General features: G+C 50.6%; 22 protein-coding genes. 20 read left to right on the forward strand and 2 right to left on the reverse strand.

All coding sequences use genetic code 11. The features are described 5' to 3' along the window. Positions 1–171 precede the first annotated feature (171 nt). From QZQ08_RS00005 to QZQ08_RS00085, 17 genes are all read left to right on the forward strand, one after another. Positions 172–1,116, forward strand: coding sequence for a hypothetical protein (locus QZQ08_RS00005; protein ID WP_296326169.1), 945 nt, complete (start codon positions 172–174; stop codon positions 1,114–1,116). Between the two features lie 259 nt (positions 1,117–1,375). Next, positions 1,376–1,837, forward strand: a complete 462-nt coding sequence (gene rimP / locus QZQ08_RS00010; protein ID WP_296326172.1) for a ribosome maturation factor RimP — start codon at positions 1,376–1,378, stop codon at positions 1,835–1,837. Positions 1,838–1,852: 15 nt separating this feature from the next. Next, positions 1,853–2,932, forward strand: coding sequence for a transcription termination factor NusA (gene nusA / locus QZQ08_RS00015; RefSeq protein WP_296326177.1), 1,080 nt, complete (start codon positions 1,853–1,855; stop codon positions 2,930–2,932). Then, positions 2,929–3,195, forward strand: a complete 267-nt coding sequence (locus QZQ08_RS00020; RefSeq protein WP_296326180.1) for an RNase P modulator RnpM — start codon at positions 2,929–2,931, stop codon at positions 3,193–3,195. Before nusA ends, QZQ08_RS00020 begins: the two co-directional genes overlap by 4 nt. Next, positions 3,192–3,485 carry a ribosomal L7Ae/L30e/S12e/Gadd45 family protein gene (locus QZQ08_RS00025; RefSeq protein ID WP_296326183.1) on the forward strand — a complete coding sequence of 98 codons (294 nt, stop codon included), beginning with the start codon at positions 3,192–3,194 and terminating at the stop codon, positions 3,483–3,485. Before QZQ08_RS00020 ends, QZQ08_RS00025 begins: the two co-directional genes overlap by 4 nt. A gap of 22 nt (positions 3,486–3,507) precedes the next feature. Then, positions 3,508–6,072, forward strand: a complete 2,565-nt coding sequence (gene infB / locus QZQ08_RS00030; protein WP_296326186.1) for a translation initiation factor IF-2 — start codon at positions 3,508–3,510, stop codon at positions 6,070–6,072. Between the two features lie 11 nt (positions 6,073–6,083). Continuing rightward, positions 6,084–6,443 carry a 30S ribosome-binding factor RbfA gene (gene rbfA, locus QZQ08_RS00035; RefSeq protein ID WP_296326189.1) on the forward strand — a complete coding sequence of 120 codons (360 nt, stop codon included), beginning with the start codon at positions 6,084–6,086 and terminating at the stop codon, positions 6,441–6,443. Then, positions 6,436–7,392, forward strand: a complete 957-nt coding sequence (locus tag QZQ08_RS00040; RefSeq protein ID WP_296326192.1) for a bifunctional oligoribonuclease/PAP phosphatase NrnA — start codon at positions 6,436–6,438, stop codon at positions 7,390–7,392. Before rbfA ends, QZQ08_RS00040 begins: the two co-directional genes overlap by 8 nt. A 1-nt stretch (position 7,393) precedes the next feature. Next, the gene (truB, locus tag QZQ08_RS00045; protein WP_296326196.1) at positions 7,394–8,260 is read left to right on the forward strand and encodes a tRNA pseudouridine(55) synthase TruB; all 867 of its coding nucleotides are present in this window, start codon (positions 7,394–7,396) and stop codon (positions 8,258–8,260) included. Between the two features lie 9 nt (positions 8,261–8,269). After that, entirely contained in the window at positions 8,270–9,208 is a 939-nt protein-coding gene (locus tag QZQ08_RS00050; protein ID WP_296326198.1) for a bifunctional riboflavin kinase/FAD synthetase, read from the forward strand. A 109-nt stretch (positions 9,209–9,317) separates the two neighbouring features. Beyond that, entirely contained in the window at positions 9,318–9,584 is a 267-nt protein-coding gene (gene rpsO, locus QZQ08_RS00055; RefSeq protein WP_009015234.1) for a 30S ribosomal protein S15, read from the forward strand. Positions 9,585–9,718: 134 nt separating this feature from the next. Beyond that, a complete protein-coding gene (locus QZQ08_RS00060) occupies positions 9,719–10,897 on the forward strand; it encodes a M20 family metallopeptidase (protein ID WP_296326202.1) in 1,179 nt (392 codons plus the stop codon). Then, complete coding sequence (locus tag QZQ08_RS00065) at positions 10,894–11,634, forward strand: YoaK family protein (protein WP_296326204.1); 741 nt, start codon at positions 10,894–10,896, stop codon at positions 11,632–11,634. The genes QZQ08_RS00060 and QZQ08_RS00065 overlap by 4 nt, the downstream gene beginning before the upstream one ends. A gap of 64 nt (positions 11,635–11,698) precedes the next feature. Then, a complete protein-coding gene (locus QZQ08_RS00070) occupies positions 11,699–12,346 on the forward strand; it encodes an ABC transporter ATP-binding protein (protein WP_296326207.1) in 648 nt (215 codons plus the stop codon). Further along, entirely contained in the window at positions 12,343–13,134 is a 792-nt protein-coding gene (locus QZQ08_RS00075; RefSeq protein ID WP_296326210.1) for an ABC transporter permease, read from the forward strand. Before QZQ08_RS00070 ends, QZQ08_RS00075 begins: the two co-directional genes overlap by 4 nt. A 210-nt stretch (positions 13,135–13,344) precedes the next feature. Further along, positions 13,345–14,802, forward strand: a complete 1,458-nt coding sequence (locus QZQ08_RS00080) for a nicotinate phosphoribosyltransferase (protein WP_296326212.1) — start codon at positions 13,345–13,347, stop codon at positions 14,800–14,802. A gap of 147 nt (positions 14,803–14,949) precedes the next feature. Beyond that, entirely contained in the window at positions 14,950–16,062 is a 1,113-nt protein-coding gene (locus QZQ08_RS00085) for an alpha/beta hydrolase (RefSeq protein ID WP_296326215.1), read from the forward strand. A 55-nt stretch (positions 16,063–16,117) separates the two neighbouring features. On the opposite strand, the gene QZQ08_RS00090 is transcribed toward QZQ08_RS00085, so the two are convergent. Then, positions 16,118–16,993 (reverse strand): LysR family transcriptional regulator, encoded by an 876-nt coding sequence (locus QZQ08_RS00090; protein ID WP_296326218.1) that lies wholly within the window; start codon positions 16,991–16,993, stop codon positions 16,118–16,120. Positions 16,994–17,269: 276 nt separating this feature from the next. On the opposite strand from QZQ08_RS00090, the gene QZQ08_RS00095 reads away from it, so the two are divergent. Then, positions 17,270–18,253: a gamma-glutamyl-gamma-aminobutyrate hydrolase family protein gene (locus tag QZQ08_RS00095; protein ID WP_296326221.1), complete on the forward strand. Its 984-nt coding sequence runs from the start codon at positions 17,270–17,272 to the stop codon at positions 18,251–18,253. 49 nt (positions 18,254–18,302) lie between these two features. Here the strand turns inward: QZQ08_RS00095 and QZQ08_RS00100 are convergent, their stop codons facing one another. Continuing rightward, positions 18,303–19,244, reverse strand: coding sequence for a LysR family transcriptional regulator (locus QZQ08_RS00100; protein ID WP_296326224.1), 942 nt, complete (start codon positions 19,242–19,244; stop codon positions 18,303–18,305). Positions 19,245–19,521: 277 nt separating this feature from the next. On the opposite strand from QZQ08_RS00100, the gene QZQ08_RS00105 reads away from it, so the two are divergent. Both QZQ08_RS00105 and QZQ08_RS00110 read left to right on the forward strand, forming a co-directional pair. Further along, complete coding sequence (locus tag QZQ08_RS00105) at positions 19,522–20,850, forward strand: enolase C-terminal domain-like protein (RefSeq protein ID WP_296326226.1); 1,329 nt, start codon at positions 19,522–19,524, stop codon at positions 20,848–20,850. Positions 20,851–20,955: 105 nt separating this feature from the next. After that, positions 20,956–22,371, forward strand: coding sequence for a GntP family permease (locus QZQ08_RS00110; RefSeq protein WP_296326229.1), 1,416 nt, complete (start codon positions 20,956–20,958; stop codon positions 22,369–22,371). The last annotated feature ends 10 nt before the right edge of the window (positions 22,372–22,381 follow it).

Consider the following 22,381-nt stretch of genomic DNA (forward strand, 5'->3'; position numbering starts at 1 on the left):
TAGGTCACTTAAGCTCCATTTTCCGCATTTAATTAAGCTGCAACACAATCTTATATGGGTCTCCCGAGAAAATGTTGACACATACTTGGGGACAAATTGGTCTGACGAAGCGCTTAAAATATGGTAAAATAAAAAGGTTAAAATAAGTTTTTGGGGAAAGGAAACTTAGCTATGAAAAAGCAAATCATCACCGTCCTGGTCCTTGGTGCAATTGTGGCTATGCCCTTTTCGGCAGCGGCAGGCACCGCGGAAAGTGCCCAGTGGCGGAAATATACAACCAGGGCCAAACAAAGAGCTGCCGAGGAAGCGGCTGCTAAGGAAGAAAAAGCAAAAGAAGCGGCTCTTGCCCGCCTAAAAGCGGAAGAAGCCCTTTCCAGGGAACCTTTGTGGAAACGCTATACGAGCCGCGGCAAAGCGGCACGGAAAGCGCTCACGGAAAAAGGCCTGACAAGTAAAACCCTTGGGGCTTCAACCGTAGAAGCGGATACAGCTAAAAAAGCCCTGCAGCCTGAAGCATCGGTCCAACCCATGACGGGGAAAAAAGAAGCGGCAGCCGCCCCTTCAAAGAAAATGGATGGGACCCAAAAGGCAGCGGACCCTATTGCAGCCAAGGCAGACGCAAAATTGGCGGCGGAACAGGATGAACCTTCTTGGAAAAAGTACTTGAGACGGGCGGAAGAAAAAAATAAAACGGCGCAGGAATCCGCCGAAGAGGTGGCAAAACCCTCCCCAGAGGGAAATAAGCTTTCAACCCTTGAGGAAGAATCCCTTCCCACCGTGCCGAGTGACAAGGAGGCTGCTTGGGAACTGGCCGCCGTAAACTCCCGCTATGAAGTCTACTTTGATTCCCGTTCCCTAAGCTATGATAAACAGACGGGCATCTTGACGGTTTGGAATAAATGGGTTCGCCGCGGAGGCAACACGACCTATCTTTATTCCCGCTACGATGTAAGACTCAAAACCTACATGGACCTGTATCGGGCAGATTACAACCGCCGCCAGGGCACCATGATCAGCGAGTCCACCGTCCGGGACAGTGCTTGGACGCCCTTATCCCCCCATACACTGGGGATGGAATTATCCCAAGCCCTAAACGCGTATCTGCTCAACCAATAAGGCGGGAAGCCAAAGAAAGCGCGCAGTTCCTTGCCTTTCCTTGGCGTACGTGTTATAATGAACGATAGAAAACTGAGGCAAACCTTGGAGAGTGGGTATTTATACCCGCTCTTTCGTTTACAAGGAGCAAAAGGAGCATGCTCCAATTCGATTTCCCTTCTTCTTGGAAGCGGGGAGAAGGCAGCAAGGTGCGGACCGATGTTTTGCTCCAATATCCGGTGCTCTCCGGGATCATGAATTAAAAAGAAGCAGGTGCCAAATGGACAAAAAGAAAATCGTGGAACAGGTCAGCGAGCTCGCCCTTCCTATTTGTGAAGCGTGCGGCGTAGAACTTGTTGATGTGGAATATGTCCGGGAACGGGACTGGTATCTCCGGGTCTACATCGATAAAGAAGGCGGCATCGATATTGATGACTGCACGGCTGTAAGCGGTGACCTTGAAAAAGTATTGGATGAAAAAGACGTCATCAAGGAACAGTACTATCTGGAAGTTTCTTCCCCCGGTATCGACAGACCGCTAAAAAAGGACAGCGATTATGTCGATCACTATGGTAAGAAGATTGACGTATCTTTTTATGCCCCGTTTGAAGGCAAGAAGGTGATGACCTATGAACTTATCAGCCACGATGAAGCCCATTTGGTCGTGAAAAACTTTAAGAACCAGAAAGTGACCCTGGAGCGGTCGCTTATTTCATCTGTCAGACCACATTTGGATTTTTAAGGGAGGATTTTACAAGTGAATGCGGATTTTGTAAGAGCCATTGCGCAGCTGGCCAAGGAGAAGCATATTTCTCCGGACGTACTGTACAGTGCGGTGGAAGAGGCGCTCATCACAGCCTATAAGAAGAATTTCGGCTCCACTCAGAATGTCAGGGTTTCCATGAACAAGGAAAATGGGGAGATTCACGTCTATGCGCAGAAAAATATTGTAACGGAAGTGGAAAATCCCTTGACCGAAATCAGCCTTGATGAAGCGTTCAAGCTGAACCCGCGCTACCAGGCCGGGGACGTTGTGGAAGAAGAAGTGACGCCCAAGAACTTTGGCCGCATTGCCGCCCAAAATGCCAAACAGGTGATTGTCCAGCGCATCCGCGAAGCAGAGCGGGGGATGGTCTACGAAAAGTATTCCGATCGGGAAAACGATATCGTCACAGGAACCATCCAGCGTATCGAGGGCCGCAACATCTTTGTTGATCTGGGCACGGCCGAGGGAACGCTCCTTCCCAACGAACAGATCCCGGGGGAAACCTATGAATACCATCAGCGGATCAAATGTTATGTAGTCGAAGTCAAAAAGACCACCAAGGGTCCCCAGATCATCCTGTCCCGGACCCATCCCGGTCTCTTGAAACGTCTTTTTGAATTGGAAGTGGCAGAAATCCAGGATGGAACGGTCATCATTGACAGCGTTGCCCGTGAACCGGGAATGCGCAGCAAGATTGCTGTCCATAGCACCAATCCCAGTGTTGATCCTGTCGGTGCCTGCGTCGGTCCTAAAGGGATGCGTGTCCAGACCGTTGTTGATGAACTGGGCGGCGAAAAGATCGATATTGTCAAATACAGTGACAATCCGGAAGAATATGTCGCCAGCGCCCTTTCACCATCCAAGGTTGTATCGGCAGCCGCCGATGCCGAACACAAGATTTGCCGTGTCGTCGTGCCGGACTTCCAGCTTTCCCTTGCCATTGGCAAGGAAGGCCAGAATGCCCGGCTTGCAGCTAAACTCACAGGCTGGAAAATCGACATCAAGAGTGAGACCCAGGCCCGTGAAAACGTGGAAGCCGCAGCTGGCGGAGAAAACGGGGATGAAGCATGAAGGTCAAGAAGATCCCGCAGCGCAGCTGCATTGGCTGCGGCACCAAAAAGGACAAGAAGGACCTGATCCGCATCGTCCGGACGCCGGATGGGGATATTGTCCTTGACCGGACCGGAAAAAAGGCGGGACGGGGTGCCTATGTCTGTGATGATCCAAGCTGCATCCAAAAAGCCTTTGCTTCAAAGAGCCTGGAACGGGCTTTTGAAATTCCCGTGTCCAAGGAATGCAAGGATGCCTTGTTAGAGGAACTGAAAAAATCATGAAGACCGATGAACAGCTCTATTTTGCCTTGGGCCTTGCCCAAAAGGCAGGAAAAGCCGCATCTGGCGATATGGCCGTCAGCGAAGCACTGAAAAAGGGGCTGGGCTGCTATGCTGTCCTTGCCGAGGACGCAGCACCCCGGACGGTCGAAAAAGTGGTGGCTCTCTGCAAAGAGACCCATGTTCCTTTTACCAAACGTCTTACAGCTGCAAGGATTGGCCAAGCCTTAGGGAAGGCCCCTCGCGCTGCTGTCGTGTTATTAGATAAGAACTTTATGAAAATGATGATATAGTCGTTTTACTGGAGGTGTGCGGATGACAAAATTTAGAATATATGAGATCGCCAAAGAAATTAATGTGGACAGCAAGGAAATCGTGTCCTTCCTGAAGGCCCGCAACATTGCTGTCAAGAGTAACCTGAGCTCCGTCGATGAAGGGGTCCGGCAAACGGTCCTTAAGGAGATGAGCCGCAAGGGAAATGGGCCCAGGGCTCCGCAAAAGGTTCAGGCTCCTCAGCAATCTTCTGGCCAGCCGAAGGAACGAGTTGCTCCCAAGGCTGCTCCTATTCATCCAGCGCAGCCTGTCCAGAAAGACCTGCAGCGGGAAGACCGCCGCAAGGAAGGCCACAATCAGCATGGAAGCCAAAATGGTCCCCATAACGGTCATGGTGGGGAGATCCGCCGTCCTGACAATCGGGAACGCCAAAACGGCGGCCGCATGAATCTGCAAAATGGTCAGCGCAGTCAGCATAATGGGACCGGCGCTGTTCATAATGACCACAATGACCGCGGCCGCGGCAATCAGCAGAATCATACCCGAGCAAATGGAAATGGCCCCCGTCATAATGACAATCGGGATAACCGCGGCGGGAACAGCAATAACCGCCGCAACCAGAACAATCCACGCAATAATGGCAGTCGTCCGCAAAACAGCGGATTCAATATGAACAGTCCCCATGCCGGAAAGGATATGGGAAAAAGAAACCAGAACTTCGGACATAAGGAGAAAAAGGAAAAAATCAAGGGATCGTACGCAAGCCGCGATACACGCCCCTTACGCAGTGCAGATCATATGATGAAAAACCATAAACATAAAAACAACAACCAGGCCGCACCGAAAAAACAGGCTGAAGTCGTTCGTCCGACGAGCATTGAAGTAGGCGAGAGCATCAGTGTCAAGGACTTTGCCAAACTCTTGTGCCGCGATGTCAATGAAGTCATCAAGAAGCTCTTCCTTCTGGGGAAGATGGTGACCATCAACCAGGAAATCGACCATGAAACGGCCGAACTTGTGGGCATGGACTTCAACTGTGAAATCAAGGAACCGCCTCCTGAGCAGGATCCGACGGAACTTCCGGAAATCGAGGACAATCCGGCCAAACGCAAGCCTCGTCCTCCTGTTGTTACCGTCATGGGTCACGTTGACCATGGTAAGACGTCCCTTCTTGACGCCATCCGTAAGACCAATGTGACGGCCCGTGAAGCTGGCGGGATTACGCAGCACATTGGTGCTTACCGCGTCATCTGCCAAGGCCGGCCCATCGTCTTTTTGGATACGCCGGGCCATGAAGCCTTTACGGCCATGCGTGCCAGAGGGGCCCAGGTCACGGATATTGCTGTCCTTGTTGTTGCCGCCGATGACGGCGTCATGCCCCAGACCATGGAAGCCATCAATCATGCCAAGGCCGCCAATGTGCCTGTCATTGTGGCCATCAACAAAATCGATAAGGAAGGGGCCAACCCTGATTTTGTCATGCAGCAGCTGTCCGAACATGGTCTCATTCCGGAAGCCTGGGGCGGCGATACCATCATGGTTCCCGTTTCGGCCCGTCAGAAGACAGGAATTTCCGATATCCTTGAAATGATCCTTCTGGAAGCTGACATGCTTGAACTGAAAGCGAACCCTGACCTGCCTGCCCATGGAACCATCATCGAAGCCAAATTGGATAAGGGCCGCGGACCGGTAGCAACGGTCCTTGTTGACCGAGGGACGCTCCATATCGGGGATTCCATCCTTGCTGGCACGACTTACGGTAAAGTCCGTGCCATGGTCAACGACCGAGGTGAAAAAGTAAAGAAGGCCGGTCCTTCTACGCCGGTTGAGGTTCTGGGCCTCAATGATGTGCCGGAAGCCGGTGACTTCCTTGATGCAACGGATGAACATACGGCGCGCGTTGTTGCAGAAAAGCGGCTGGATAAGCAAAAGATGGACGAGCAGAAGAAAGCCAAGGTTTCCCTTGATGATATCTTCAGCCGAATCCAGGAAGGGGAAATGAAGGACCTGAACATCGTCGTCAAAGCCGATGTCCAAGGCACCATCCAGGCCCTTGAACAAGCTCTTACGAATATCAAGAACACAGAAGTCAAGGTTGTGATTGTGCACTCCGGTGTCGGCACGATCAACGAATCGGACGTCATGCTTGCCAGTGCCTCAAACGCCCTCATCATCGGCTTCAACGTCCGTCCTGATGCCAATGCACGCAAAGCTGCCGAAACCGAACAGGTCGATATCCGGACCTATCGCGTCATCTATGATGCCCTCAACGATGTTGAAGCGGCCATCAAGGGGATGCTGGCACCGAAGTTCCGCGAAAAGATCATTGGCCATGTTGAAATTCGCAAGGTCATTCCCATCAACAAGAACCTTATTGCCGGTGCTTATGTCAAGGACGGAAAGATTACGAGAAACGCCAAGATCCGTCTTGTCCGCGACGGAATCATTGTTCATGAAGGCGAACTTGATTCCCTGCGCCGCTTCAAAGATGATGTCAAGGAAGTTGCGGCGAGCTATGAATGCGGTCTCACCCTCGCCGACTATCGCGATATCAAGGAAGGCGACCAGCTCGAAGTCTACATCATGGAAGAAGTCGCAGCTGAATAAGGAGAAGCATTATGTCAAAATTACGGGCTGAAAAGCTTCAGGCCCTGATTAAACAGGAATTGAGCAATATGCTGCTACGTGAAGTCAAGGACCCGCGTGTAAAATTTGTTACCATTACGGGCGTTGAAGTCACAAACGAACTCAGCTATGCCAAGATCTATGTGAGCCTTTATGGCTCCAAAGAGCAGCAGGAGGAGGCCTGGAAAGGCCTTCAGAGCTGCCTGGGATATTTCCGGACGGAAATTGCCAAACGCATCAAACTTCGGATGGCGCCCCATCTGAGTTTCCATAAAGATACATCCATGGAATACTCTGCCCATATTGAGTCCATCCTGAAGGAAATCAAAGAGAAAGAAGACCATCATGAGTAAAAACGTTGGCTACAAGGAAACGTGGGACCTCATCATGGCCGCTTCCCGCATTGCCATCGTCAGCCATATTGGCCCCGATGGGGATACGACGGGATCCGGACTTGCCCTTGCCGAAGCACTTCGGCAGAAGGGAAAGGCAGTGCACCTTCTTGTGGACGATGTGATTCCCCTTACGTATCGATTCCTGCCCGGTGCGGAGGCGTACCATCAGGTGACGGAAGGGGAGACCATTCCCACCGATCTGACCATTGTGGTTGATGCCAGTTCCAAGGATCGGATGGGGGCCAATGAAGCGGCTCTGTCATCTCCCATCCTCAACATCGATCACCATATTTCCAATACGCATTACGCTGACTACCTGCTCCTTGACCCAAAAGCCGCGGCAACAGGGGAGGTCATTTATCGGCTCTTTAAGGAAAACCACGTTTCCATCAATAAAGACATGGCCATCTGCCTTTATACGGCGATTGTCACGGACTGTGGCTTCTTTAAGTATGGGAATACGACGCCAGCGTGCATGATGGCTGCCGCTGAGCTTCTGCCTTACGGCGTCCATCCCGACGAGATTTCCGACATCCTTGAAATGAAATCACGGGAGACCATCGAACTGCTGGCTAAGGTCCTGCCGACGCTGACCTTCTATGAAGGTGGAAAGATCAGTACACTGGAAATCCGTCATGACCTTTATCAAAAGGAGATTTCCACGGACAGTTTCATCTACTATCCCCGCTATATTGAGGGTGTGGAAGTGGCTGTGGTCTTTAAGGCTGTGGAAGAAGATGAAACGCGGGTCAGCATGCGCTCCCGCTTAGTTGATGTCAGTCAGATCGCCCTTTCCTTTGGCGGCGGCGGGCACGTGAAAGCTGCGGGATGTACCATCAAAGCACCTCTTCCTGAAGCAAAAAAAGCATTGATTGGGGCCCTTTCAACGGCCTTGAAGGGAGCCTGAGATGGACGGCATCTTCAATGTGCTGAAACCCCCGGGGATGACCAGTCACGACGTTGTCGGTGCCATGCGGAAGATTCTCCAAATGAAGAAAATCGGTCATGCGGGGACCCTTGATCCCATGGCTGCCGGTGTTCTGCCAGTCTTTACCGGGCAGGCAACGCGCTTTTTGGAATATGCGGCCCATGACCGCAAGACCTATCGGGCGGAGCTGACCTTTGGCTTTCGCACCGATACGGGAGACCTGGAAGGAAAGATCCTTGCGGAAAGTCCTGTTCGGGACCTTGATCTTGCTGAACTCAAGGAAACCCTCCAATCCTTTGTCGGGGAGGGCATGCAGGTTCCTCCCATGTATTCGGCCATCAGCGTAGGCGGCAAAAAGCTCTATAAACTGGCGCGCCAGGGAATTGAAGTGGAACGGGAGCCTCGACCCATTACCATCCATCACCTATCCCTTTTGACCTATCGGGGAAAGACACTGCTCTTTGAAGTCACTTGTTCCAAAGGAACCTTTATCCGGACCCTGTGCGAGGATATTGCCAAAAAACTCGGCATGGAAGGCACCATGAGCTTTCTTTTACGCACCCAAGTGGGAGACTTTACCTTGGAAAATGCCCATACTTTGGAAGAAATCAAGCAGGACCCTCAAGGAACTGCGCTTTCCCTGGATGTAGTGCTTCGTCATTTCCCGCATCGTGAGGTAAATGACATCCAAGCCCGCCGCATTGCCCAAGGGGTCGCCACGACGGTTCGCGGCATTGAAGAAGGACAGCTTTATGTCATCGAGCTTAAAGGTCATGGGGTCATTGGTCTTGCCCGTGCCAAACAAGGGCGGCTGTGCCCCCATAAAATCATCTACATTCCGGAGTGATGGCGTACTATGCAAATCATAACAACATTGGATGAACTGAATCGGGCGGTGCTGCCGCCATCCGCGGCAGCATTGGGAACCTTTGACGGGCTCCATAGAGGGCATCAAAAGGTCATCCATACGACCAGGGCCTATGCCAAGGAGCATGGACTTTCTTCTCTGGTCTTTACCTTCAGCAATCATCCCTTGGCTTTTTTGCGGCCGGAAAAGGAACCGCCCCGGCTTCTTTCCAATCCTGATAAGATTGCCCTTCTTGAGGAAATGGGAATCGATATTCTCTGCAATATTCCCTTTACCAAGGAATTGGCCGTTCTATCTGCAGACGGATTCCTCTCGCTCCTCGAAGATAAGGGAGTACGGGCCGTTGGGATTGGAACCAATTTCAGCTTTGGCGCCGGCGGCACCGGGAATGTGGACTTTTTGAACAAAGTCCATGAAAAGTATGAGCTGACCATCTTGACCAGTCCCCTTCTGACTTTGGATGGCTGTGTGATTTCCAGTACGCAGATCCGGCGGGCCATTGGGGAAGGACAGATCCATAAAGCCAATTTCATGTTGGGACGGCCTTATGTGATTCATGGAACCGTTATCCATGGGGATAAACGGGGCCGCACCCTAGGGTTCCCTACGGCCAATATCAGCCTTATGAATGAAAAGATTGCCATTCCCCAATACGGCGTCTATGCAGGTCTTGTCCAGGCTAAGGGGGTATGGTACAAAGCCATGCTCAATGTGGGAAACAATCCCACCTTTGCTACGGAGGACATCCGGTTGGAAGCCCATCTGTTCGGCTTTGACCGTAATCTTTATGGCGAGCCTATTGCTGTGAAACTGATGGAAAAACTTCGCGACGAAATTCGTTTTTCCTCGGCAGAACAGCTGATCCGGCAAATGGAAAAGGATAAAAAAGCGACGCTGCTCATGGATTTTAGTTGCGGCAGCTTCTAAACTATGATATACTACCAAAGTGCCCACAAGGGCAAGCCATGACGCTGCCATGCGATCTCCGACGCTGGCTGCAGTTATCGGTATGATCTGTATTGAGGAGGAATTTATTATGTTGACACCTGCAAGAAAAAAAGAACTGATTGAAACCTATCGCATCAACGAAGCTGACACGGGATCCCCGGAAGTTCAGATTGCCATCCTTTCCGAACGCATCAGCTATCTGACCGAACACCTGAAAAACAACAAGAAAGACCATCATTCCCGTCGTGGTCTTCTGAAAATGGTTGGTCAGCGCCGCGGCCTTCTGAATTATCTCATGAAGAAGGATATCGAAAGATACCGCTCCATCGTTGAAAGACTGGGTCTTCGCAAATAATTTTGCACCTGAACCTGAAACGTCACTGCAAACGTCCGTTTGTGGTGGCGTTTTTCTTTTGAGGGTTTGACAAGCGGCAGCAGCCTTTCTATACTTTAAGGAAGAAGAAACAAGGAAAAGAGGGGGATTTTCCATTGGATACACAAAAAGAAGCCCTTTGGCGCCGGATTGATAAAGAAAAGGAGGGTCTCATTGCAGCGGCTGACGATATTTATGACCATCCTGAATGGGAAGGTAAGGAGGTCCATGCAGCGTCGCTGCTGACGGGCCTTTTGAAGGACCAGGGTTTTACCGTGGAACTTGGCGTGGGCGGACTGCAGGCTGCGTTTCGCGCACGCTATGAGAATAAGGAAGGCGGGCCATCTATTGGTCTATTATGCGAATACGATGCGCTAAAGGATTTTGGCCACGGCTGCGGTCATCATCTCCAGGGACCCGCCGTGATTGGGGCGGCCTGTGCCTTGAAGGACATCCTCACAGATAGACCCTACCATCTTGTCATTTACGGAACGCCGGCGGAGGAAAGTTTTGGCGGCAAAATCAATATGCTTGAAGCCGGTCTTTTCCAGGATATCGATGTCGCGCTCATGATGCATGGCGGTCCTTATACCCAAACTGATGTCAAGAGCCTCGCCCTCAGTGAAATCCTGGCTACCTTCCATGGCAAATCCTCCCATGCGGCTATTGCGCCCCACAAAGGGCGGTCGGCACTGGATGCCCTGCTCCTTGCCTTTAATGGAATCGAGTTCCTGCGCGAACATGTACCTGACGATGTCCGCATGCACTACACCATCGAAACCTTGCCCGGTCCCAATAATATCGTTCCTGATACAGCGGTCGGTTCATTCTGTCTTCGCTCCTATTCCCGGGAAGCCCTTGATAAGGTTGTAAGCCGCGTCCGCGACATCCTAAAAGGCGCGGCCCTTATGGCCGGTGTAACGGTTACTATGGTGGACCGCCCTTCTTTTGATGATAAACTGCCCGCACCAACCCTCAATGCGGTCATCATGGAAAATGCCAAGGCCTGCGGCGCCCCCGGTTTGGCACCGCCTCGCGAAAAGACAGGCTCCACGGATTTTGGCAACGTCCTTCACCGTATGCCTGGCGCCTGTGCCCGCATCAAGTTCGTGCCGGAAGGCGCGGCAGCCCATTCCCAGGAATATCTCGATCATGGCAAGGATGACATGGGCCATGCTGCCATCTTATATGGGGCCAAGATCCTTGCAGGAACGGCTTATGACCTCATCTGCAGCAAGGAGCTCATGGACCGGGTCAAAGAAGATTTTCAAAAGGAGCTTATGAAACGCCAATGATATCCAATAAAAAAACAGGCGGCTATTTTGCCACCCATTACGACGAAATCATCCACTGGCTCATGGCCTGCTATGCCGGCTTTGGCGGGATGTATTCTGTAGTGCTTCATGCCCGGAATTTCGTCAATGCCCAGACCGGTAACCTCATGAGCATTACGGAAGACTTTTTGGGCGGAGATTTTTTCTCCGTCATGACAAGGGTAGGGGCCCTCATCATGTTTGCCGCCGGGGTCGTGGTTTCATTTCTGCTTTCCCAGAAAATCAAAAAAGACATGCGCAAAATCGTCATCTGCGTCAATGCCGTTGCCATTACCCTCGTGGCGCTCATGCCCCTTACTTGGGATCCCATTATGACCATCTATCCCATGATTTTTGCGGCCAGTTTCCAGTGGGGAACTTTTTCCGAAGCCCAGGGCTATGCCAGTGCGACTATTTTTCTTTCAAATAATACGAAGCAGTCCGTCCTTGCCTGGACCCAGTTCGTTATGACGAGGGACTGGAAATTTTTCCACAAAGCCATTCTCTATACAGGGACCATCCTTTCCTTTATGGCTGGCTGCCTGGCAGCAGGCGTTGCGGTCATGCGGGAAGGTGTCTATGGAGCCTTTTATGGGTATGCCCTTCTTGTCATTGCCATGATCCTTGTCCATCTTTCCGACCGGTATGGCGGAACAGAAGAGGAAGAGGCCATGGACCGGATCAAAGAAGTGGAAGAAGAAGAAAAGATGCCCGTATGATGGTTCCTCCTATTTTCGTGCTCACTTGCAGAAAAAAGGATCTATTAAAAGGGAATAAAAGGGGATGACAGCAATGAACAATCCGATTTTCTTTTCTGATGACCAAATGACGGCCCTGGGAAAGATTGTGTACCCGGAAATCAAGGTTGAACGAGGTGCCATGACCTTTCTCATTGGACCTAGCGGCTGTGGCAAAAGTACCTATCTGCGGCTCCTGAACGGCACCCTCCTGCCCGATAAAGGAACCGTCCGTTATGAGGGAAGGCCGCTTTCCAGCTATGATATCCTCAGCTATCGAAAGAACGTGCTCCGTGTCCCGCAGGAACCCTTTTTATTTGATGGTACCATCAAGGAAAACTTTGAAGCCTATTATGGGGGCCTGCGGGAAAATCCGCCTTACCTGGATCAGATGCGGGAAGCCCTCCAGCGGGCTGCCCTTCCCATATCCATCGAAACGGACTGCCGCAGTCTTTCTGGCGGGGAGCGGCAGCGAGCCTATCTTGCCCTTTTTCTTTCTTTTTCCCCTGATGTCCTGATGCTTGATGAACCCACGGCATCCCTTGATGAAGAAACGGCACGGACCCTGTTTCGTTCCTTAAAGGAAGAAAGCCATAAGACGGGGAGGACCCTTTTATGTGTGTGCCATGATACCCACCTTACACTTGAATTTGCCGACGCCACGATTTGCCTGTCAGGAGGCCATGCCAAATGAACGTGTTCTTGATGCAGTTCCTGCAATTTTCGACGGTTTATCTCCTGCTTCTTTTGATTCTTTTTATCATGAAGCGGTGCCGTATCGAAAAGACGAGCCTGCTTCTTACGGCAAGCGCAAAGATGACCATCCAGCTCATTCTTTCAGGATGGGTCCTCACTTATCTTTTTGGAAATCCAAACTCCTTATGGACTGGTCTTTATTTATTTGTCATGATGACTTTTTCCATCCACCGCGTTCTGTCCAAAAACCCTGGCCTTTCTCCTTCTTTTCGTTTTGTGATTGGCCTATCCATGACCCTAGGCGGTTTTTCCATTTTGGCCTTCTTCGTTATGGCTGTCGCAAGAAAATCTTTCTTTAATCCGCAGTATGTCATCCCCCTAGGAGGCATGCTCCTCGGCAATGCCATGAACAGCGTTTCCCTCGGTATCAAGACCTTTCGGGAGACATTGGTAGGTCAGCAGGCGCGCATGGAAGCCTTAGCCTGCCTAGGCGCGGACAGTGGGGACATTCTCCAGCCTTTTGTCATCAGGGCCCTTGAAACAGCCATGGTGCCGACACTGAACTCCATGGTTGGCATGGGCATCGTGTCCCTGCCGGGCATGATGACCGGGCAGATCCTTGCCGGGGCTTCGCCGCTTTTGGCCATCCTGTACCAGATTTCCATCATGATTGCCATTGCTTCTGTCGTTACCTTGACAAGTTTTTCCTCCCTTTATGGTGGGGCGCGGACCCTTTACGATAAAAAGACCCAGATCATCCGGCTCCCTGAAATAAAAGAGCACTGACTTGTCAGAAGTCCAGTTTTTCAGATAATTGCCATGACTTTTTCTATGCAACATGGTACAATGAAGCATGTTGACGCTTGTCATGAGAACGGAATGGCCTAAGGGCTTTAAGGGGACGCTTCTTCCCGCCCCAAAGACAAGCGGCTTATTATCCAGAGGCCCACAAGGAATTACCCTTCGTGGGCCAAAACCTTGGGAGGGTATGTACCAATGCAATCAGATGAACGCAATTTGTCCCTTGTTATGGATCTTTATGAAATGACCATGGCAAATGGCTATTTCAGTGATGGCCTGGACAAGATGAAGAATGTCACTTTTGATGTCTTTTATCGAAGTAATCCTGATAATGGCGGCTATGCCATCTTTGCTGGCCTGGAACAAGTACTCGAGCTTGTGAAGAATTTCCATTTCTCAAAAAGTGACGTAGCTTATTTCCGCAGTCTCCATCTGTTTAGCGAAGAGTTCCTGACCTATCTTGAAAGCTATCATTTCCATGGCGATATCGATGCCCTGCCAGAAGGAACCGTCATGTATCCCCATGAACCCATCCTTACGGTCACGGCTCCCATGCTCGATGCCCAGCTGCTCGAAACTGCCATCCTTGCGGAAATCAATCATCAGTCCCTTATTGCGACAAAGACGAACCGAATTGTCCGTGCGGCCCAGGGCCGTATTGTATCTGACTTTGGTGCCCGCCGGGCCCACAACATGGATGCGGCTGTCTACGGGGCCCGTGCTGCTTATATTGGCGGGGCCAATGGGACCGCAACCGTTCTTGCAGGTAAGGAGTTTGGCATTCCTGTAGGAGGGACCATGGCCCACAGCTGGGTCATGTACTTTGATGACGAATTTGAAGCCTTCAAAAAATACGCAGAAATCTACCCTGATAATGTGGTCCTTCTCATTGATACGTATGACGTCATCCATTCCGGTCTGCCCAATGCCATCCGAACAGCAAAGGAAATCCTTCATCCCATGGGCAAAAGGCTTAAGGGCGTGCGCATTGATTCTGGGGACCTGGCTTACCTTTCCAAACGGGTTCGTAAGATCCTTGATGATGAAGGCCTCCATGACTGCCAGATCGTGGCTTCAAACAGTCTTGATGAATATACCATCCGCTCCATCCTTGATCAGGGAGGACGCATCGATTCCTTTGGCGTTGGGGAACGCCTCATTACCGCTAAAAGCGATCCGGTCTTCGGCGCGGTTTATAAGCTTGTTGCTGTTAAAAAGCAGGATAAGACTTGGACGCCGCGCATCAAGGTCTCTGAATCCATTGAAAAGATCACAAACCCTGGTCGGAAGGACCTGTACCGTATCTATAACAGCAATGGCAAAGCCCTTTGTGACCTTATTGCCTGTGAGGGAGAAACGGTTGATCTTTCAGCACCCTTCCGCTATGTCGATCCCAAGGAACCTTGGCGTCTCCGTCACTATACAAACTGCACGGCCAAAGCTCTCAAAGTTCCCGTTGTCCGTGACGGCAAGGTAATCTATCAAACCCCCAGCCTTGAAGAAATCCGTGATTATGTGCGCCATCAATTGACAGAAGAAATTTGGGAGGAAGAACAGCGCTTTGAAAATCCGCATCCTCACTTTATGGATATGACGCCGGCCTACTACGAAGAAAAAATGCAGGTCTTGGCTCAATCAAGAAAAGGCCGCTAAAACAAAAAATTGACCCCTGTCCTTATGAGGATGGGGGTTCTTTTTTTATCTATACGTTTTTTATATGATACACAAAGTAAAATAAGTATTTTACAGGAAATGAAAGGTGCGGTACAGTAAGGAAAAGAATCATAAGGAGGAATTTCCATGAAAACGAGCGTTCATCATAAAATGCAAAAGATCATGCGTCTTGCCGCCCTTTGTCTTGTCTTAGGAATTCCCACACCAGGAGGTGCCCAAGCTGCAGATCCTTGGTTTGCACCTCTTCCGGAAAAGCTGCCCAAGCCTCAGCATCTAGATCATGGTGCCGATAACTTCTATCAAAGCAAGCTTGTGACCATGAAGCCTGTTATCTTCAAGAACCAATTCGACATGAAAGTCGCTGGCAATCTCTACATCCCCAAAGATTATAAAAAAGGGGAGAAACGGGCCGCTCTCATTGTTGGGCACCCTATGGGCGCCGTAAAGGAACAAAGCGCAACCCTCTATGCCCAAAAGATGGCAGAACAGGGTTTCATTACCTTGGCCGTGGATACGCCTTTTTGGGGTTCCAGTGAAGGTACGCCCCGCAACAGCGTCCTGCCAGACCTTTATTCCGAAGCCTATATGGCGGCTGTTGACTATTTAGGGACCCGTCCCTTTGTGGACAGGGAAAAGATCGGAGCCATTGGCATTTGTGGAAGTGCGTCCTTTCTTGTCAGTGCGGCTAAGATCGATCCCAGAATCAAGGCCCTTGCCACTGTTTCCATGTATGATATGGGGGCCGCAAACCGCAATGGCCTTCACCACTCCTTTAGCCTTGAGGCTCGCAAGGCCTATCTAAAAGCGGCGGCTGAGCAGCGGTATGCCGAATTTGAAGGGGCTTCTCATAAGCTTATGGGCGGTACGACCCATACGCTCACAAAGGATACAGATTCCATTCAGCAGGAATTCTATGATTACTACAGGACGACAAGGGGCGCTGCCAAAGGCAGGGGACAGGACATGAATACAACGACCCATCCGACCTATACAAGCAATGTCAAGTTCATGAACTTTTATCCTTTTGATGATATCGAGACCATTTCGCCGCGGCCCCTGCTATTTATTACTGGGGACCAGGCCCATTCCAAGGAATTCAGTGAGGATGCTTACCGTCGTGCCCAAGAGCCAAAGGAACTTTATTATGTAAAAGGAGCGGGTCACGTCGATCTCTATGATAAGACGGAACTTATTCCCTTTGCCAAACTGACGGATTTCTTTAAAAAGGAACTGCAGTAAAAAAGAAGAGACTGTGAAAAAATGAGAGAATCATTTCTTCACAGTCTTTTTTTGGCTATTTCGTCAGGCGTTTTTTGCTTTCTTCAAGAAAGAGTTTGGCCGGTGCTGAAAGTTCACGGTGTTTTTTCCAGATGAGAAAGGCTTCTTCGTTAAGGACAGGACGAAGGGGGCGAAAAACAAGTATTTCAGATCCCAAGGGGGAAAGGGCTTCGTACGTCAGGACGCAGCCCATGCCGCCAAGGGCCATCTTGATGCCATTATTGACGAGGCTGTACGTGCCTGTAATGGATAGGTCTGAAAGCTTTTTATGAAACCATTTTTCCATGGTTCCATTGCGCAGGGATTGTTCGGAAAGGATGATGGGATAGGCCATGAGCTCTTCTGCACAGATGCTTTGTTTTTGGGCGAGGGGATGGTCCTTTTTCATGAGCACGCCCCACCTTTCTTTTTTCTTGATGGGAAGGCTCTTGTAGCGTTCATCCTGAAGGACTTCAAAAACAAGTCCAAAATCAGCAAGCCCTTTATCGAGCGATTCGAGGACGAAGAGGGTATCCCCTGAATTGGTTCTGAGACGGAGGCGGGGATAGGTCTGTTGCAGTTCTGACATCATCATGGCGATATCGCGGAGCGAATCCGTTTCACCAGCTGCAAGATAGATGTCCCCACTGATCTCCTGGTCTTTTTTCATTTCTCCTTCCGTCCGGTCCACCAAGGAAAGGATTTCTTCCGCGCGGTGCTGCAGGAGACGGCCAGCCTCGGTAAGAATCAACCCTTTTTTGCTGCGTATAAAGAGGGTTTTTCCCAGTTCATGTTCCAGTTCCATGAGGGTCCTTGACAAGGTGGGCTGCGTCAAATGAAGGACTGCTGCCGCCTTGGTCATATTTTCTTCTTGGGCGGCCGCCAAGAAGTAGCGTAGGGATCGCAGCTCCATATAGTGCCTCCTAACGATAGAAAAACTGCATGATAAAGGACAGAAACATTATTTTATTTATTATATCATCTTCTTTTGCTGGTGCAAAGGGAAGCTGAGTGGGGAAAAGAAGCTCCTTAACCAAACGTATCAGTATTCCAGGTCATCTGATGGATGAAATGATTTCAAGAATCGATGCAGATTGATTCAAAGCTGTCCTTTTTTTTGACTTCTTTTTATTGTCTTGATAGACTGGAATCAGTTACTTGAATGGAATACAGAAAGGAGTAGGAAAAGATGGGAAAATGGAGTCATGTTTTATCGGCGGCAATCCTAACGGTAGGAATTTGCCTAGGCTATGGGCAGGAAGCCCATGCCATGGTGGGCGGAAAACCGGTCATCGGGATTTCCTGGAAAAGTCCTAAACAGGCAAAATCGTATGAGGCTTTCAAAAAGATCATTACGATGGCCGGTGGGATCCCTGTCGAACTGGATCAGATCAAGAGCACGGATGTTACCTACGCTGCCGATGGAACGGTGGATAAGGCCTATGTGGAACCTTCTGGGATGCTGAAGCAGGCCTATGCCGACAAAATTCGCCAGGATGGATTCAAACGAACCAATATCAAGACCGTGATGCAGGGAATCGACGGTGTATTTGGGACAGGTGGGGAAGACATCAGTCCCTCCCTGTACAAGGTGCCGGAGACAGAAAAAAATCACGGTGAAACAATCAATGCGGCCCGGGATATTTCTGACTACGCATTGCAGGACTATTGCCGCCGTCATGACATTCCCGTTCTTAACGTATGCCGCAGTGAGCAGATGATGGGCATTGTGTACGGCGTCACCTTCATCCAGGATATTCCTGATTATTACAAGAACCAGGGCGTTAAGGCCTATAAGGAAATCCATCGTATGGCACCGGGGACGCCCAAACGGGACTACACCCATCATGCAATCCGCATCCTGCCCGTAAAAAGCAAGTTGCGGAACATTGTAGGGGCCGATACGTTTGACAAGGTTTCTTCTTGGCATCACCAGAATATCCTTTCCGTTGAAGGAACGGGTCTTATCCAGACGGCAGAATATACTGATCAGGGCCTGAGCCTTATCGAGGGCGTTGAAGATCCTCGCCGCAAATTTGCAGTCGGGCTTCAATTTCATCCGGAAAATGATCTTAAAAAAGTCGTCCTGAACCATGAAGACCCCAAAGGATATGCTGATGTTGATACCTGCCTTGCCTTCTTTAAGGCACTGGTTGCTGCTTCCAAAAAATAAGGACAAAAGAAATGCCCGCTCCGTCTGGGAGCGGGCATTTCTTTTGTCCTTATTTCCTACTCGTCAGGAGCGGGTCTTTTTCAGTAAAGTACTTAAAAATAAGCTCTTTATAGCAGGCCATGGCCTTGCTGACATAGGTATCCTTTTTGTGGACCGTGCACATTTCCCACAAAGGATCGCCAGGAATCCGGTAAAACGCCACATCGTCCTTGCCGCGGATATAGCCGGCCGAGGTGATGGTACAGGCAAGGCCGCTTGCTACAATCTTCAACAGGGCGCGGATGCTGCCTGATTCAAATAGGACATAAGGACGGATCTTGGCTGCTCCAAGGATCCGGTTGATGAGGCTTCGCATGGTCGATTCTTTGTAGATGAGCACAAAGGGCAGCTCCTTGATTGCTGATAGATCCATATAAGGAAGATCTTCCAAATAGGTCCCCACGGGCGCTGCGTTCTTGGCCAGGGCATGCTTTCGCGGCAGGCACAGGAGCAGGGGTTCATAGCGGATGTGGTCATACTGGAGGTCGGCCAATTTCTGCTGCTCCGAAAGCGTGACAAGGCCCAGGTCCACATAACCCTGGGCAATCTGGAGCTGCTGGTTATGGACGCGCATTTCGTGAGGTTCCACGATGATGCCGGGAAACTGACGGTGGAAAGCAGGGTATGTGGCAACAAACATATCGAGGCCGCGTTCACGGGAAAAGGTAAAGGAAAGATGCCCCAAGTTATCTTGGGCAAGGTCGTTGATGATGTTGTAGGCTTCCCTTTTTTCAATGAGCATCTGTCGGCCGTATTTTAAGTAGACTTTTCCTGCATCTGTTGGCGTCAGGTCGTGCTTTCTGCGGTAAAACAGCTTGATGCCCAAGGCATTTTCCAGTTTGAGAAGCTGCTGGTTGAGAGCGGACTGGGTTACAAAAAGCTGCTCGGCTGCCCGCGTGATGTTCCCCGTTTCTGCGATTTTAACGATGTATTCAATTTGTTTAAGGTCCATGGATGCCTCCTTGGGCATGTGTGCCCACTTTTGAAAATGGGAGAGCCGCTGACAAGTATCGTTTCCTGCAGAGGTGGCCCTTCTTTGGGAATTAGGTTAACTTTCAATTAGAATTTCTTAGAATAATTCTAAAAACAAACAATTTGAATTATAGTACCATGCACCGTACAATAAAGTCAACGAGAGAATCTTGAAAAGATTCTAAAATAACTGAAAACACTTATTTCAGGATGGGCGTCTGTAACAAGATGCATAACATGAAGGAGGAAAAAGCGTAATGGTTCCTGTGATTACCAAAATGGAAGTATATCCTGTTGCCGGTCACGACAGCATGCTGCTCAATCTCAGTGGAGGTCATGCACCGTACTTTACCCGCAACATCGTGATCCTGACGGACAGCGAAGGCAATACAGGGGTAGGGGAAGTTCCGGGGGGGCCCAAGATCACGACAGCCCTTGAAAATGTGAGCGACATTGTTGTTGGGACGAAAGTCTCAGATTATCGCAATACGCTTCTTAAGGTCCAGGCTGAACTCGATAAGAGCGGCGAAAAGGATGAACGCGGTGCCCAGACCTTCGACCTTCGTACAGGTGTCCATGTTCTGACAGCAATTGAAACTCCCTGCCTTGACCTGTTGGGTAAAGCACTCGATATGCCAGTCTGCCGCCTTTTAGGTGCTGGTCAGCAGCGTGATTTTGTCCGCTTCCTCGGTTACCTGTTCTTTGTTGGCGACCGTAAGAAAACGGATCTGCCATATCAGTCTGAAGAAGATTCCGACTGCCAGTGGTACCGTCTTCGCAATGAAGAAGCCCTTGATGCCGAACATGTTGTGGCCTTGTGCAAAGCAGCCAAGGACAAATACGGCTTCAAGGATTTCAAACTAAAGGGCGGCGTCCTTCGCGGCGATGAAGAGATGAAGGTCATCAAAGCCATGAAGAAAGCTTTCCCTGATGCCCGTATGGATCTTGATCCCAATGGGGCTTGGCACCTTGATGATGCTGTCCGCTATGTATCCGATATGCACGGCATCCTGACCTATTGTGAAGATCCCTGCGGAGCCGAAGACGGTTATTCCGGCCGCGAAATCATGAGCGAATTCCGCCGCCGCACTGGTTTCCCGACGGCAACGAACATGATTGCTACGGATTGGCGTCAAGTCGGTCACTCCCTGGAAAGCCAAGCAGTCGACATTATCCTTGCCGACCCGCATTTCTGGACCATGAATGGTTCTGTCCGTGTGGCTCAGATGTGCCACGAATTCGGCTATACATGGGGCAGCCACTCCAACAACCACTTCGATATTTCCCTTGCCATGTGTGTCCATGTCGGCGCTGCCGTGCCGGGTGAATACAATGCCCTTGATACGCACTGGATCTGGCAGGAAGGCCGCGAACGCCTGACCAAAGAGCCGCTCAAGATTGTGGACGGCGGGATCAAGGTCCCGGATAAACCGGGTCTGGGGATTGAAATTGACCGTGACCAGGTGATGAAGGCCCATGAACTTTACAAGAAACATTGCTTGGGCGCCCGCAATGACGCCATTACCATGCAGTACTTGATCCCGGGCTGGAAATTTGATTCCAAGTCTCCGTGCCTTGTACGCTGATAAAAAATGACCTGCTGAAGTGAGGCGGCAGGGCGGACGGGAAAGGAGTGAGGCCTTTCCCGTCCCATCTACGTAAATAAGAAAATATGTGAGGGAGTTTCAAAAATGGCAGAATCTACACGGATGCTCCTTGGCTTAAGCCTTGGCATCATCACCATGATCATCTTGGTTGCCAAAACCAAGGTCCACAGTTTTATTGCAATGCTCTTAGCTGCCTTGATCACTGGCATTATCGGCGGGATGCCGATCGTGACCGTCAAAGCAGCGGATGGAAAGACCATCGTTGGTGTTATCAATGCCATCACCACGGGCTTTGGCAACACCCTGTCAAGCACGGGCATCATCATTGGCCTAGGCGTCATGATGGGCGCCGTCCTGGAAAAATCCGGCGCGGCCGAACGTCTTGCTGTAAGCTTCATCAAGGCCGTAGGCAAGGGCAATGAAGAATGGGCCCTGGGTGTGACGGGCTGGGTGGTTTCCATTCCAGTTTTTGCGGATTCGGCCGTCGTTATGCTCTGTCCGCTCTGCAAGGCCATTTCCAAGGTGACGGGCAAATCCGTCATCGGCTTGGGACTTGCCCTTGCCTGCGGGCTTCAGCTGACACACGTCCTTGTACCGCCCACGCCGGGACCTTTGACGGCAGCGGGTATGCTCGGCGTTGATGTTGGTCAGATGATCGCCGGTGGCGCACTCCTGACGATTCCCATGCTGATTGTGGTCGTGCCGTATTGCATGTGGATTGGAAAGAAAATCTATCAAGTCGTCAATGAGGACGATGAATATGTTCGTCCCAGTAAGGACGGCGAAATAAAACTGGCCTCGACGGATCTTTTGGACCAGTTCCTGAACCGTGACGACCTGCCCGGTTTCTGGATTTCCGCAGCACCAATTGTGGTGCCGCTCTTCCTGATCCTGTTAAAGACTGTCCTTGACCTTGCTGGCGTCGATAAGGCGGCTTATTATTACCCGGCCCTGGCTCTATTTGGGAGCCCCATCGTTGCACTGATGATTGGCTGTCTTATTGCTATCTATGGATTAATGCCGGACCGAAAGACCAAGGAAGTCCTTGATATCATGAATGAAGGCATCAAGGATACAGGGCTCATCATGCTCATTACCGGTGTAGGCGGCTCCCTGGGCTACGTTGTTCGTGCTTCCGGCATCGGCAGTGTCCTCGGCAGCATGGTTGTAGGACTTCCCATTCCGGCTGTCCTCATTCCTTTCTGCATTGCAGCCCTGATGCGAATTGTCCTTGGTTCTGCTACGGTTGCCATCGTTACGGCAGCTTCGCTGACCATGCCTCTTATGGGGCAGCTCACCATCAGCCCGCTACTTATGGCCATGAGCTGCTGTGTCGGTGCCATTTCCTTCGGCTATTTTACGGATTCCGGATTCTGGGTATGGAATGGGATGTTTGGTGTTTCCGATCTTAAGGAACAGCTTGCCTGCAAGACGGCTGTTTCCATGATTATGGCGGGTGTAGGGCTCGTAGAGCTGCTCGTCATCCAGTTCTTTCTGTAAGTCAAACCAA

It is taken from the genome of uncultured Acidaminococcus sp. (assembly GCA_900538365.1).
In the GTDB taxonomy this organism is placed as follows: Bacteria; Bacillota; Negativicutes; order Acidaminococcales; family Acidaminococcaceae; genus Acidaminococcus.

Excerpts from the sequence above, each read along its gene's own strand:
- QZQ08_RS00005 (WP_296326169.1), top strand. The coding sequence starts at position 172 with ATGAAAAAGCAAATCATCACCGTCCTGGTCCTTGGTGCAATTGTGGCT.
- rimP (WP_296326172.1), top strand. The coding sequence starts at position 1,376 with ATGGACAAAAAGAAAATCGTGGAACAGGTCAGCGAGCTCGCCCTTCCT.
- QZQ08_RS00020 (WP_296326180.1), top strand. The coding sequence starts at position 2,929 with ATGAAGGTCAAGAAGATCCCGCAGCGCAGCTGCATTGGCTGCGGCACC.
- QZQ08_RS00025 (WP_296326183.1), top strand. The coding sequence starts at position 3,192 with ATGAAGACCGATGAACAGCTCTATTTTGCCTTGGGCCTTGCCCAAAAG.
- infB (WP_296326186.1), top strand. The coding sequence starts at position 3,508 with ATGACAAAATTTAGAATATATGAGATCGCCAAAGAAATTAATGTGGAC.
- rbfA (WP_296326189.1), top strand. The coding sequence starts at position 6,084 with ATGTCAAAATTACGGGCTGAAAAGCTTCAGGCCCTGATTAAACAGGAA.
- QZQ08_RS00040 (WP_296326192.1), top strand. The coding sequence starts at position 6,436 with ATGAGTAAAAACGTTGGCTACAAGGAAACGTGGGACCTCATCATGGCC.
- truB (WP_296326196.1), top strand. The coding sequence starts at position 7,394 with ATGGACGGCATCTTCAATGTGCTGAAACCCCCGGGGATGACCAGTCAC.
- QZQ08_RS00050 (WP_296326198.1), top strand. The coding sequence starts at position 8,270 with ATGCAAATCATAACAACATTGGATGAACTGAATCGGGCGGTGCTGCCG.
- rpsO (WP_009015234.1), top strand. The coding sequence starts at position 9,318 with ATGTTGACACCTGCAAGAAAAAAAGAACTGATTGAAACCTATCGCATC.
- QZQ08_RS00065 (WP_296326204.1), top strand. The coding sequence starts at position 10,894 with ATGATATCCAATAAAAAAACAGGCGGCTATTTTGCCACCCATTACGAC.
- QZQ08_RS00070 (WP_296326207.1), top strand. The coding sequence starts at position 11,699 with ATGACAGCAATGAACAATCCGATTTTCTTTTCTGATGACCAAATGACG.
- QZQ08_RS00075 (WP_296326210.1), top strand. The coding sequence starts at position 12,343 with ATGAACGTGTTCTTGATGCAGTTCCTGCAATTTTCGACGGTTTATCTC.
- QZQ08_RS00080 (WP_296326212.1), top strand. The coding sequence starts at position 13,345 with ATGCAATCAGATGAACGCAATTTGTCCCTTGTTATGGATCTTTATGAA.
- QZQ08_RS00085 (WP_296326215.1), top strand. The coding sequence starts at position 14,950 with ATGAAAACGAGCGTTCATCATAAAATGCAAAAGATCATGCGTCTTGCC.
- QZQ08_RS00090 (WP_296326218.1), bottom strand. The coding sequence starts at position 16,993 with ATGGAGCTGCGATCCCTACGCTACTTCTTGGCGGCCGCCCAAGAAGAA.
- QZQ08_RS00095 (WP_296326221.1), top strand. The coding sequence starts at position 17,270 with ATGGGAAAATGGAGTCATGTTTTATCGGCGGCAATCCTAACGGTAGGA.
- QZQ08_RS00100 (WP_296326224.1), bottom strand. The coding sequence starts at position 19,244 with ATGGACCTTAAACAAATTGAATACATCGTTAAAATCGCAGAAACGGGG.
- QZQ08_RS00105 (WP_296326226.1), top strand. The coding sequence starts at position 19,522 with ATGGTTCCTGTGATTACCAAAATGGAAGTATATCCTGTTGCCGGTCAC.
- QZQ08_RS00110 (WP_296326229.1), top strand. The coding sequence starts at position 20,956 with ATGGCAGAATCTACACGGATGCTCCTTGGCTTAAGCCTTGGCATCATC.